Below are 12,674 nucleotides of genomic sequence, written 5' to 3'. Positions count from 1 at the left end.
TGGACTCTTAAAGGGCGGAAGCGGTGGCGAGGTCCTGGCGCTCGAGTGCGAGCGGTGCGGGGCCGGTCAATTTTACCCGTTCATGGGCCGCCAGCGACAGGGTGGCACCCAGCACGTTGGGGCGGATCGGCAGTTCGCCGGCGTCCAGGTCAAGCAGGCAGACCAGGGTCACGCTGGCCGGGCGGCCGTAATCGAACAGTTCGTTGAGCGCGGCGCGAATGGTGCGGCCGCTCATCAGCACGTCGTCGATCAGGACCAGGTGCTGGCCTTCGACCTCGAACGGCAGCTCTGACGGGCGCACTTGAGGGTGCAGGCCGTTCTGGCTGAAATCGTCGCGGTAGAACGACACGTCCAGGGTGCCCAGCGGGCTGGCATCGGCCAGTTCCTGCTGCAGGGCCTGGGCTACCCAGACGCCGCCGGTGCGGATGCCGATGTAACGCGGCTCGGTGATGCCGCGGCGGGCGAGATGGGCGCGAAGGTCGACAGCCATCTGCCGGATCAGATCGGCGGGATTGGGTAGGCTCATTGCGTGTCTCCTGGAGGGCGCCGGGTTGGGCCGACGGCAAAGCGGAAAATTAGGTATTGGCCTCCAGCCAGCCTTGCAGCAGCAGGGCCGCGGCGATGGCATCGACCGGGTTGTCACGGTAACTGCCGCGCTGGCCGCCGCGGGCCATGCGCTCGCCCTTGGCCTCGAAAGTGGTCAGGCGTTCGTCGTGGGTGTGCACCGGCAGGTTGAAACGGCCGTTGAGGCGGCGGGCGAACTTTTCGGCGCGGGCGCTCATTTCGCTTGGCGTGCCGTCCATGTTCAATGGCAGGCCGACAACGATGGCATCGGGCTTCCACTCATTGATCAGTTTTTCCACCTGGGCCCAGTCCGGCACGCCATTCTGCGCTTTGAGCGTACACAGTTCACGTGCCTGGCCGGTCACTACCTGGCCGACGGCCACACCGATCTGTTTGCTGCCGTAGTCGAAGCCCAGCAGCAGGCGCAGCTCGGCCATCAGGCGTGGCCCGCCTGGCTGGTCAGCAGGCTGAGGTTGATGCCCAGGCTGGCGGCTGCGGCCCCCAGGCGCTGTTCACTGGCCAGGCCAAAAATGATGTCCGCATCGAACGGGCAGTTCAGCCAGGCGTTATCGGCGAGTTCCGCCTCCAGTTGCCCGGCTTCCCAGCCGGCATAGCCCAGGGTGATCAGGCTCTTTTGTGGCCCTACGCCCTCGGCGATGGCGAACAGCACATCCTGCGAGGTGGACAGCGACAGGCCTTGCAGCTCGACAGTGGCCTGGTAGCTGCATTCGCTGCTGTGCAGTACGAAGCCGCGGTCGGTCTGCACCGGGCCGCCCTGGTAGATCGGCACCTGCAGGGTGCTGGCCGGCGGTTCCTCGTCCGGGCGCAACTGCTCGAGAATGTCCGCCAGGTTCAGCTCCTGAGGTCGATTGACCACCAGGCCCATGGCCCCATTGGCGTTGTGCTCGACGATGTACGTGAGGGTCTGGGCAAAGTTCGGATCGGCCATGTGCGGCATGGCGATCAGGAACTGATGCTTGAGGTAGCTCGGGGCGAGGTTTTTCATGGGGGATAGTGTGGCGCCAGGTGGCGAGGCTGACAAGGCATTCGAGCTTGCAGCTTGCAGCTCAGTTACTGGAAAGCCGATCCCCACGGGCAAACCGCCAGGTACGGATGATTTCCAGCCGGTCGTATTCCGCCAGGTCTCCGGTAAACGGCGCAAACGGCGCCGCCAGCCGCACGATGCGTTGGGCTGCCTGGTCCAGCACCGGCTGCCCGGACGACTCGAGCACCAGCACCTCATAGAGCGAGCCATCACGGTTGATCGACACCATCATCCGCAGGTTGCCGTAAATCTGCTGGCGGCGTGCTTCGTCGGGGTAATTGAGGTTGCCCACCCGCTCGACCTTCTTGCGCCACTCCTCCTTGTACCAGGCGCCCTTGTCGCGCATGGTCGAGGCAGCGTTCAGGCGGTGGATGCGCGGGCGCTTGGCGTACATCTGCTGTTCGTTGGACAGCTCGGCCTCGAGGCTGGCGATCTGGCTCGACAACTGCGAACTGTCGAAATCTGGCGTTGCTGCCGGTTTGGGCTGCGGCTTGCTTTCCTTCGGCTTGGGCTCGACCTTCTGCGCCTTGGGGGCTTGGGTGGCCACGGCGGATTTTTGCGGCGCAGGCGGCGGTTTCACTTCAGGTTTTGCCGCCGGCGGCGGGGTGACCTTGTTGATCTTGCTGTCCTGGAACGGCGCGACCTCGGTAGTGGTGGGTACCGCCTTCTTCTCCAGGGTGCCGCTGCCTTGCTGGTTGGCCTGGGCCTGGAAATCGGCCTTCTCCGGCGGCTTCTCGCTTTTGAAGGTGGCCAGGGTGATGTCCATGGTCTGGCGGATTTCAGCCGGCTTGACCACGGTAAAGCCCACGCCGAGGATCAGCGCCAGGTGCACCAGGGCAGCCAGGAACAGGGTAAAACCAAGCCGGTCCACCGGGCGAACGCGGGGTGGAAGCAGGTCGGCGGGGATGTCGGCGGGCAGCGTCATCAGGTATCCACAGTCAGCTACAAGCTACAAGCCGCAAGCTGCAAGTAAGGGCAGGTTGGTGCAGGCCGGCTTTTTTTGCGGCTTGCAGCTTGCAGCTTGCGGCTGCGCATCATACCCCACTCTGCGCTTTTGCTCCGCGTCGGCGGTCAGCGCGCCTTCAACTGGCGATCAATGGCATCCATCAGCTTGCCACCGATATCGGTGTTGTAGGCCGCGTCGATCTCGCGGATGCAGGTCGGGCTGGTGACGTTGATCTCGGTGAGGTAGTCGCCGATCACGTCAAGGCCGACGAACAGCAGGCCTTTTGCACGCAGGGTCGGGCCGACCTGGGCAGCAATCCAGCGGTCACGCTCGCTCAGCGGGCGTGCTTCGCCACGCCCGCCTGCGGCCAGGTTGCCGCGTGTCTCACCGCTGGCCGGGATGCGCGCCAGGCAGTAGTCGACCGGTTCGCCGTCGATCATCAGGATCCGCTTGTCGCCGTCCTTGATGGCCGGCAGGTAGGCCTGGGCCATGATTTGCTGGGCGCCCAGCGCGGTCAGGGTTTCGAGAATGACCGACAGGTTGGGGTCACCAGCCCGGTGGCGGAAGATCGAGGTGCCGCCCATGCCGTCCAGGGGCTTGAGGATCACGTCGCCATGCTGGGCGGCGAAGGCGCGAATGATGTCCGGGCGGCGGCTCACCAGGGTAGGCGGCGTGCATTGCGGGAACAGGGTGGCGAACAGTTTTTCGTTACAGTCGCGCAGGCTCTGTGGGCGGTTGACCACCAGCACGCCTTCGGCTTCGGCCTGCTCCAGCAGGTAGGTGCTGTAGACGAACTCCATGTCGAACGGCGGGTCCTTGCGCATCAGGATCACGTCCAGTTCGGCCAGCGGGCTGTCCTGCTCTTCGCCCAGCTCGAACCAGCGCGCCGGGTCGGCGAACACATTGAGTGGGCGCATCCGCGCGCGGGCCTTGCCTTCGGCCTGGTACAGGTCGCGCTGTTCCATGTAGAACAGGCTCCAGCCACGGGCCTGGGCGGCCAGCAGCATGGCCAGCGAGCTGTCCTTCTTGTAGGAGATGGACGCGATGGGGTCCATGACAATGCCGAGGCGAACGCTCATGGGGGTGGTTCCTCTTGGCGGCGGGTAGCCGCGACGAATCGAAAGAAAAGTGGCTCAGGGTGGCGCCGCGAACGCCGCGGGTCAAGGGGCGCGGTAGATGGAATGGCCACCCGGAGTGTGCTAAAAATGAGCTGCAAGCCTTAAGCTACAAGCCTCAGGAAAAAGCCAGCCATGTGCCAGTCCGCCTTTTCTTGCAGCTTGACGCTTGCATCTTGCAGCTCAATTTTTTCTGGTAGGCATCTATGGAACAACCCCTGAAGGTGATGGTGATCGACGATTCACGCACGATCCGCCGCACTGCGCAGATGTTGCTCGGTGAAGCAGGCTGCGAGGTGATCACCGCCAGCGACGGTTTCGATGCCCTGGCCAAGATCGTTGACCACCAGCCACAGATCATCTTCGTCGACGTGCTCATGCCGCGCCTGGATGGCTACCAGACCTGCGCCGTGATCAAGCACAACAGCGCCTTCAAGGACATCCCGGTCATCCTGCTGTCGTCGCGCGACGGCCTGTTCGACAAGGCGCGCGGGCGGGTGGTCGGCTCCGATCAGTTCCTGACCAAACCATTCAGCAAGGAAGAACTGCTCGACGCGATCAGGGCCCACGTGCCCGGGTTCGCCGCGCACGAACAACACGCACCCTGACCACGCCCGAGGTGGCGTGGCTTTTATTTTCCTGATGGGGAAAAAGCATGGCCCGAGTTCTGATTGTCGACGATTCGCCGACAGAGATGTACAGATTGACCGAGTGGCTCGAAAAGCATGGCCACCAAGTGCTCAAGGCCAACAACGGCGCTGACGCTGTGGCCCTGGCCCGCCAGGAAAAGCCCGACGCGGTGCTGATGGACATCGTCATGCCCGGCATGAACGGCTTCCAGGCCACCCGGCAATTGAGCAAGGACCCGGAAACCAGCGCAATTCCTGTGCTCATCGTTACCACCAAGGACCAGGAAACCGACCGTATCTGGGCGCAGCGCCAGGGTGCGCGCGGCTTCGTCACCAAGCCGGTGGAAGAGCACGCCCTGATCGCAAAGCTCAACGAAGTGCTGGGCGCTTGACCACCCGCCCCCAAGGCGCGTCGCTGACCGCCTTCGAGCTGTTGCTGGACATCGACCGGCGATGCCGACTGCTGGTTGCCGACCAGCCGCCGCAGGACACGCGCCTGCAGCAATGGAGCGGTATCGGCTTTCGCGTTGCCGGGCAGTGGTTCGTCGCGCCGATGGGCGAGGTGGCCGAAGTGTCGCGCGAGCCACGCAGCAGTCGGGTGCCGGGCGTACAGCCTTGGGTTTGCGGGGTAGCCAACCTGCGCGGCAGGTTGTTGCCGGTGATGGACCTGAGCAGCTTTTTCGGCCTCGGTCCCGCGGCAACGGGCAAGCAGCGGCGCGTGCTGGTGCTGGACCATGAGGACCTGTTCGTCGGCCTGCTGGTGGACGAAGTGCTCGGCCTGCAGCATTTTGCCCTGGATACCCTGGAACTTGCGCCGCCACAGCCGCTGATCCGCGCCGCTGCACGGTTCGTTCAGGGGCATTTCCCGCGTGAGCGCAACTGGGCCATCTTCAGCCCCTTCGCCCTGGCCCAGGCGCCGGGCTTTCTCGACGTGGCGCTATAGGACATTCGAACGTGAACAAGCCGGCCACCAATGTCGCCCCTACCAGCATGACCCCGCGCACGCGCAGCATCGCTCAGATCACTGTGCTGTTCGTGGTGCTGATCCTGTCGATCATCCTGCTGTTCGCCAATTTTGCGTACCTCAACACCCAGTCCAATCACGACAAACAGTACATCGGCCATGCCGGCGAGCTGCGCGTGCTGTCGCAGCGCATCGCCAAGAATGCTACCGAGGCTGCAACCGGCAAGGCGCTGGCTTTCAAGCTGCTTTCGGATGCGCGCAACGATTTCGAGCAGCGCTGGAGCTACCTGCGCGAAGGTGACAAGTCCACTGGCCTGCCAGCGGCGCCCGCCGCCGTGAAGGATGAAATGGAAGCGGTGCGACAGGACTGGGAAAACCTGCGCAAGGACACCGATATCATCCTGGCCAGCGAGCAGACCGTGCTATCGCTGCATCAGGTGGCGGCGACCTTGGCCGAAACCGTACCGCAGCTACAGGTCGAGTACGAGAAGGTTGTGGAGGTCTTGCTGCAGAGTGGGGCTCCGGCCAGCCAGGTAGTGGTGGCCCAGCGTCAGTTGCTGCTCGCAGAACGCATTCTGGGGTCGGTCAACACGGTGCTGGCTGGCGACGACTCAGCCGCCCAGGCCGCCGATGCCTTCGGCCGCGATGCCAGCCGGTTTGGTCAGGTGCTCGAAGGCATGCTGGCGGGCAACCCGGCGATTCAGGTGACACGCGTCGAGGATGCCGACGCACGTGCGCGCCTGGCCGAAATCGCCGAACTGTTCCAGTTCGTCGCCGGTTCAGTCGATGAAATCCTCGAAACCTCGCCCGAGCTGTTCCGCGTTCGCGAAGCGGCCGGGAACATTTTCAGCCTCTCGCAAACATTGCTCGACGAAGCCTCGCACCTTGCCAACGGCTTCGAGAACCTGGCAGCCGGGCGTACCCTCGATACTGTGGGCGGGTATGTTCTGGGGCTGCTGGCGCTGGCCTCGATCATCCTGATCGGCCTGGTGATGGTGCGGGCAACCCATCGTCAACTGCAGGAAACCGCCGAGAAAAATGAGCGCAATCAGCAGGCGATCATGCGCCTGCTCGATGAGATCGAGGAGCTCGCCGACGGTGACCTGACCGTGACCGTGTCGGTGACCGAGGACTTCACCGGTGCCATCGCCGACTCGATCAACTATTCCGTCGACCAATTGCGCGACCTGGTGGCCACCATCAACCACAGCGCCGAGCAAGTGGCTGCCGCAGTGCAGGACACGCAAAACACTGCCCGCCAGCTGGCCAAAGCTTCAGAGCACCAGGCCGAACAGATCAGTGAGGCGTCAGAGGCTGTGGGCGACATGGTCGAATCGATCGACCGGGTTTCCGCGCATGCCTACGAGTCGGCCAAGGTGGCCGAGCGTTCGGTGGCGATCGCCAACAAGGGCAACGAGGTGGTGCATAACACCATCAACGGCATGGACAACATCCGTGAGCAGATTCAGGACACCGCCAAGCGGATCAAGCGTCTGGGTGAGTCTTCCCAGGAAATCGGCGACATCGTCAGCCTGATCGACGACATTGCCGATCAGACCAACATTCTCGCATTGAATGCCGCCATCCAGGCCTCGCTGGCGGGAGAGGCCGGCCGAGGGTTTGCCGTGGTGGCCGATGAAGTCCAGCGCCTGGCTGAGCGTTCGTCTTCGGCGACGCGGCAGATCGAGGCACTGGTACGCACCATTCAGGCCGATACCAACGAGGCAGTGATATCCATGGAACAGACCACCGCCGAGGTGGTGCGCGGTGCACGCCTAGCGCAGGATGCCGGGGTGGCGCTGGCCGAAATCGAAGGGGTGTCGCAGAACCTCGCCGAACTTATCCACAGCATCTCCGACGCCGCCCAGTTGCAGACCTCTTCGGCAGGGCAGATCTCCCACACCATGTCGGTGATCCAGCAGATTACCGCGCAGACCTCCGCTGGCTCCGGCGCAACCGCCGACAGTATCCGCCACCTGGCGCGAATGGCCAGCGAGATGCGCCGCTCCGTGTCCGGTTTCACCCTGCCTGCACCTGCCGAGCGGCGCTGAGGAGTCATGATGGCTGCAGCAGTAAGCCCCGAGCGCCACGATACCGTCGCCCTGGCCTGGACCAAGGCGGCCATCCTCGATTGCCTGGGCCAGGCACGCCAGGCCCTTGAGCGCTTTGCCGGGGAGACGGACGATTTGTCCATGCTGGCGTTCGTGGTGGATAACCTGCACCAGGTTCACGGCTGCCTGCGCATGCTCGAACTGCGCGGTGCCACGCGCCTGGCCGAAGAGCTGGAGTTGCTGGCCAGGGCCTTGGCCGAGGGCCAGGTCAGCCCCCGCGGCGACTGCCTGGGCCCGCTGTTCCGCGGCCTTGAGCAACTGCCCTCGTACCTGGAGCGGCTGCGCGGAGCGCGGCATGACTTGCCGTTGGTCATGCTGCCGCTGCTTAACCAGTTGCGGGCTTGCAGGGGGGTAGAGCCCTTGGCTCAAGGCAGCCTGGTCAGTGGTGCGGCGCAGCGCTTTGCAGGCTCGGACGACCTGGCCAATCTAGACCTGTCGCTGGGCAATTGGCGTGAGCAGGTTCAGGCAGGGCCTGGGCGTGACGCCCTGCGTTCGGTGATCAGCGCATTGTGCGACGACCTGATGCGTATCAAGGAGCGTCTGGACCAGTTCGTACGCGGGGATCGTCAGCACAGCGAACAGCTGGACGCCCTGTTGGCCCCCTTGCGTCATGTGGCCGATACCCTTGCGGTCCTGGGCTTTCAGCAGCCTCGGCGGGTCATCATCGATCAGGTACTGGCCCTGCAGGCGTTGGCCCAGGGTGAACGCGTGGCGGATGACGCCGCACTCATGGATGTGGCGGGCGCCTTGTTGTATGTGGAGGCGAGCCTCAATGGCATGGTCGGCCCGCTGGAGCAGGGCGGGCAGGGCGGCTTGCCCGGCTCGGACCTGGCCGAGATTCGCCAACTGGTGTTGAACGAATCGATGAACGTGTTGCAGCAGGCCAAAGACCTGATCGGAGATTGCCTGGAGTCCGGTTGGCCGCGTCAGCGCCTGCAACCACTGCCGGGGTTGCTGCAGCAAGTGCGAGGGGCGTTGGCGATGCTGATGCTGCCGGCAGCTGCCGAAGTCTTGGCCGGTTGTGCAGGTTACGTGCACGGCTGGTTGCAGCACCTGGACGTCGAGCCGCCGCCGGAGGAGCTTGACCACCTGGCCGATGCCCTCAGCGCCAGTGAGTGTTACCTGCAATGGCGGGTGGCCGACCCTCTTGCCGATGCCCAACCTTTCCTCGACAGGGCGCGCGCCAGCCTGGCGGCGCTCGGTGTGCAGTGCTCGCTTGGCGAAGGCGTCATTGCCCAGGACGGCAGTACCGACGGGGTTGATGACGAGTTGCGCGAGGTTTTCCTTGAAGAGGCCGGCGAGCTGCTGCCGCAGATCGAGCGGCACTGGTTGCGCTGGCGCGCTGATAACAGCCTGCGGGATGCCTTGCTGGAGGTGCGCCGGGACTTGCATACGCTCAAAGGCAGTGGCCGGATGGTCCATGCCCAGGCGGTCGCCGAATTGGCATGGGGCGGTGAGCACCTGCTCAACCGGGTACTGGAAGGGCGTATGGCGCTGGCCCCGGAGGGTGTGGTGGCCCTGCAGCAGGTCGTGGTTCATTTGCCCGACCTGCTGGCTGACTTTGCCGCCGGCCAGATGCCACAGGTGACCGAGATCGAGCAGCTGGCGAGCCATCTGCATGCGCTGGCGGAAAACGATTCGCCGGCAGGTGCCGAAATCGATGGCCTCGATCCGCTGTTGCTGGACATATTCCGTAATGAAGCGCAGGGCCATCTGGCCAGCCTGGAGGCATTTCTGCAGGGCGCCGGGGGCCATGACACCGATGTCAGCGACACCCTGCAACGCGCCTTGCATACCCTCAAGGGTAGCGCTGCGATGGCCGGCGTTTTGCCGATCGCCGAACTGGCCACCGCGTTCGACCGGCTGGTACGCGAATACCGGGGCCACCACTTGCCTTTGCAAATGGCCGAGCTGGAATGGCTGGAAGCGGCGCGCGCACTGTTGCACCTGGGCCTCGCGCAATTGGGCAGCAGCCCGCTGGCTCCCATTCCGGGCGCGGCCCAGTTGATCGAGCAGGTCGGTCAGGCCGTGGACATGCGCTTGGCCAGCTTGCATGAGGAGCCGCAGCATGGGCGCCGGGGCAAGCGTGATCCACAGGTGATCGCCAGCTTCCTCGCCCAGTCGATGGACATTCTGCTGGATGCTGAGGCCCTGTTGTCGCGCTGGCAGGAGCAGCCTGGGCAACGCCAGTCGCTGGACAGCTTGCTCGATGAGCTGACCACCCTCTGTCACGGTGCGCACCTGGCCGACCTGAGGCAGATGGACGATGTCTGTGAAGCGTTGCTGGACCTGTATGGCGCGGTGGAAGAGGGCAGCCTTGCTGCTGATGAACGCTTCTTCGCCCAGGCACGGCAAGCCCATGGGGTACTTCTCGACATGCTCGACGAGATCGCAGCCGGCCAGGAACCGTCCGCCCGCCCAGCCTGCATCGACGGCTTGCGTGGCTTGCTGGACGACGCACCGGCACCTGATGCCACCGGCCTGGTGGCACCCGGGTCGGTCACGCGCCTTGATGGTCCCCCGGCGTTGGCCGAAGAGGCCGAGAACCCGGGCGACAAGGAGCTGCTTGAAGTCTTCCTCGAAGAAAGCTCTGACATTGTTGAAAGTGCCGCCGCCGCACTTGCGCGCTGGCAGGCCGACCCGCGCAACAGCGCCGAGGTGGACAACCTGCTGCGTGATTTGCACACGCTCAAGGGCGGGGCGCGCATGGTGGAAATCGCCGCCATCGGCGACCTGGCCCACGAACTGGAGTTCTTGTACGAACTGCTGGCTGCCGGGCGCTTGCCGCCTGGTGCCCCGTTGTTCGCCCTGTTGCAGAACTGCCATGACCGCCTGGCGCACATGCTTGACGCCGTGCGCCTGGGGCAGCCGCTGCATGCGGCTACCGCGTTGATCGACTACATCCGCAACTTCAGCAGCGCCGCCCTGACCGACAGCGCTGCCGGGCAGGCCCCGGCCGGGGCTGCACCTGCCGACGCACCTGCCGCTACGCCGGAGCGGGCCCCCGGTGACCTGGTCAAGGTGGACGCCGAACTGCTCGATGACCTGGGCAACCTGGCGGGTGAGCACTCGGTCATCCGTGGGCGTATCGAGCAACAGGTCAATGACGCCCAGTTCGCCTTGAGCGAGATGGAAACCACCCTGGAGCGCATGCGCGACCAGTTGCTGCGCCTGGATATGGAAACCCAAGGGCGAATCAGCAGCCGTCAACCGTTCGAAGGGGACGCCTACGAGGATTTCGACCCGCTGGAAATGGACCGCCATTCCCAGCTGCAGCAATTGTCACGGGCGTTGTTCGAATCGGCTTCTGACCTGCTTGACCTGAAAGAGACGTTGGCCCAGCGCGCGCAGGAGGCGCAGGCCCTGTTGCAGCAGCAGGCGAGGGTGAACAGCCAGTTGCAGGAAGGCCTCACCGCTACGTTGATGGTGCCGTTCGAGCGCCTGGTGCCGCGCCTGCAGAGGGTGGTGCGCCAAGTGGCCAGCGAGTTGGGCAAGCAGGTCGAACTGGTGGTCGGCAATGCCGAAGGTGAGCTTGATCGCAGTGTGCTCGAACGTATGGTTGCACCTTTGGAGCACATGCTGCGCAATGCTGTCGATCATGGCCTTGAAACCCGTGAAGCGCGCTTGGCTGCCGGCAAGCCTGAGCTGGGCACCATCCAGCTGAATTTGCTCCATGAGGGGGCCGATATCGTCATCGAGATGACCGACGACGGTGCCGGCGTGCCGCTGGAGGCTGTGCGGCGCAAGGCGATCAAGCGTGGCCTGCTGGACCCCCAGGCACACCTGAGCGACCACGAGATACTGCAGTTCATCTTGCGCCCGGGGTTTTCCACCGCAGAGAAGATCACCCAGATTTCCGGGCGTGGGCTGGGCATGGACGTGGTGCACGAAGAGGTCAAGCAACTGGGCGGCTCGATGAGTATCGAGTCGGCGCAGGGCAAAGGTGCGCGCTTTCTGATTCGCCTGCCGTTCACCGTGTCGATCAACCGTGCGGTGATGGTCCACCTGGGTGAGGAGCAATATGCCATCCCGCTCAACACCATCGAAGGTATCGTGCGCGTGCCGCCGGCCGAGCTGGCTCTCTGTTACCAGCGGGATGTGCCGCGCTATGGCTATGCTGGCCATGAATACGATTTGCGCTACCTGGGCGAGCTGCTGCAAGGCCTGCCACGGCCAAGCCTTCTGGGCCAGAGCGTGCCATTGCCGGTGTTGCTGGTGCATTCGCAGGAACAGTCGTTCGCCATTCAGGTCGATAGCCTGTCGCCGAGCCGCGAGATTGTGGTGAAGAGCCTTGGCCCGCAGTTCGCCGCCGTGCCTGGGTTGTCTGGCGCGACCCTGCTCGGTGATGGTCGGGTGGTACTGATTCTTGATCTGCTTGGCCAGTTGCGCGGCCAACAGCGTCGCCTGGCGCGGCTGCCGGGGGGGAGCGGGGTGCAGCGCACGCTGTTCGGCCCGGCGCCGCGCCGGGCGTCGCTGGTGATGGTGGTGGACGATTCGGTGACCGTGCGCAAGGTCACCAGCCGCCTGCTGGAGCGCCATGGCATGAGCGTGCTGACGGCCAAGGACGGTGTCGATGCCATGGCGTTGCTGGAGGAGCACCGCCCGGATGTGTTGCTGCTGGACATCGAAATGCCGCGCATGGATGGCTTTGAAGTGGCTACCCGCATTCGTCGCGACGAGCGCCTCAAAGACCTGCCGATCATCATGATCACCTCGCGCACCGGGCAGAAACACCGCGACCGGGCCATGGCCATCGGCGTCAACGACTACCTGGGCAAGCCTTATCAGGAGTCGGTACTGCTGCAGAGTATCGCCCATTGGAGCCAAACCCATGCTTGAGTTGATCGCAGGCCAGCGCAGCAGCCTGACCGGCCTGCTGTTGCCCTTGGGCGACCGAACCCTGGTGTTGCCCAATGTGGCGGTGGCCGAGCTGATCGGCCAGCGCAACCTGGTGTGCCAGCGTGCCGAGCCGGCCTGGCACCTGGGGTGGATCGATTGGCGCCAGCAGCACCTGCCGCTGATCGGCTTCGAGGCAGCGTGCGGTGGTGAAACACCGTGCGGCGAGCGGGCACGTATCGTGGTGCTGAACGCTTTGGGCGATACCGGGCTGCGATATCTGGCGGTGTTGCTGCAGGACATTCCACGCTCGTGCAAGCTCGACAGCCAGCTCAATTATGTGGATGTGGCGCTGGGTAGCCTGGAATTGGCGGCTGTGCAGGTGGGCGAGCAGGTGGCACGGGTGCCAGACTTGGTTGGGCTGGAAAGGCTGGTGCGTGACGCGCAGCTGCAATGACTGAAGC

Annotated in this window: 11 protein-coding genes; 6 read left to right on the top strand and 5 right to left on the bottom strand. The window is 64.4% G+C overall.

Annotated features, from left to right (window positions below; translation table 11 throughout):
• Positions 1–7 precede the first annotated feature (7 nt).
• From pyrR to gshB, 5 genes are all read right to left on the bottom strand, one after another.
• Positions 8–526 carry a bifunctional pyr operon transcriptional regulator/uracil phosphoribosyltransferase PyrR gene (pyrR, locus tag IWW33_RS08905; RefSeq protein ID WP_046785024.1) on the bottom strand — a complete coding sequence of 173 codons (519 nt, stop codon included), beginning with the start codon at positions 524–526 and terminating at the stop codon, positions 8–10.
• A 49-nt stretch (positions 527–575) separates the two neighbouring features.
• Positions 576–1,001, bottom strand: a complete 426-nt coding sequence (gene ruvX, locus IWW33_RS08900) for a Holliday junction resolvase RuvX (protein WP_012312410.1) — start codon at positions 999–1,001, stop codon at positions 576–578.
• Positions 1,001–1,570: a YqgE/AlgH family protein gene (locus IWW33_RS08895; protein ID WP_046785025.1), complete on the bottom strand. Its 570-nt coding sequence runs from the start codon at positions 1,568–1,570 to the stop codon at positions 1,001–1,003. The genes ruvX and IWW33_RS08895 overlap by 1 nt, the downstream gene beginning before the upstream one ends.
• 61 nt (positions 1,571–1,631) lie before the next feature.
• The gene (locus IWW33_RS08890; protein WP_174141003.1) at positions 1,632–2,534 is read right to left on the bottom strand and encodes an energy transducer TonB; all 903 of its coding nucleotides are present in this window, start codon (positions 2,532–2,534) and stop codon (positions 1,632–1,634) included.
• Between the two features lie 146 nt (positions 2,535–2,680).
• Positions 2,681–3,634 (bottom strand): glutathione synthase, encoded by a 954-nt coding sequence (gene gshB, locus IWW33_RS08885; protein ID WP_039602037.1) that lies wholly within the window; start codon positions 3,632–3,634, stop codon positions 2,681–2,683.
• A gap of 242 nt (positions 3,635–3,876) precedes the next feature.
• On the opposite strand from gshB, the gene IWW33_RS08880 reads away from it, so the two are divergent.
• Genes IWW33_RS08880 through IWW33_RS08855 form a run of 6 tightly spaced genes read left to right on the top strand, consistent with a single transcriptional unit; the run spans position 3,877 to position 12,667 of the window.
• Positions 3,877–4,278 carry a response regulator gene (locus tag IWW33_RS08880; RefSeq protein WP_039602038.1) on the top strand — a complete coding sequence of 134 codons (402 nt, stop codon included), beginning with the start codon at positions 3,877–3,879 and terminating at the stop codon, positions 4,276–4,278.
• Positions 4,279–4,325: 47 nt separating this feature from the next.
• Positions 4,326–4,691, top strand: a complete 366-nt coding sequence (gene pilH, locus IWW33_RS08875) for a twitching motility response regulator PilH (protein WP_012312415.1) — start codon at positions 4,326–4,328, stop codon at positions 4,689–4,691.
• Positions 4,688–5,242, top strand: a complete 555-nt coding sequence (locus IWW33_RS08870; protein WP_046785027.1) for a chemotaxis protein CheW — start codon at positions 4,688–4,690, stop codon at positions 5,240–5,242. The genes pilH and IWW33_RS08870 overlap by 4 nt, the downstream gene beginning before the upstream one ends.
• A 47-nt stretch (positions 5,243–5,289) precedes the next feature.
• Entirely contained in the window at positions 5,290–7,314 is a 2,025-nt protein-coding gene (locus tag IWW33_RS08865; protein WP_217433248.1) for a methyl-accepting chemotaxis protein, read from the top strand.
• 9 nt (positions 7,315–7,323) lie between these two features.
• A complete protein-coding gene (locus tag IWW33_RS08860) occupies positions 7,324–12,213 on the top strand; it encodes an Hpt domain-containing protein (RefSeq protein WP_174141002.1) in 4,890 nt (1,629 codons plus the stop codon).
• Positions 12,206–12,667 carry a chemotaxis protein CheW gene (locus tag IWW33_RS08855; protein WP_012312419.1) on the top strand — a complete coding sequence of 154 codons (462 nt, stop codon included), beginning with the start codon at positions 12,206–12,208 and terminating at the stop codon, positions 12,665–12,667. Before IWW33_RS08860 ends, IWW33_RS08855 begins: the two co-directional genes overlap by 8 nt.
• The last annotated feature ends 7 nt before the right edge of the window (positions 12,668–12,674 follow it).

This window comes from Pseudomonas sp. M2, from assembly GCF_015751845.1.
Taxonomy (GTDB): domain Bacteria; phylum Pseudomonadota; class Gammaproteobacteria; order Pseudomonadales; family Pseudomonadaceae; genus Aquipseudomonas; species Aquipseudomonas putida_E.
The sequence above is the reverse complement of the archived record's forward strand: the minus strand, read 5'-3'. Positions and strand labels throughout refer to the sequence as shown.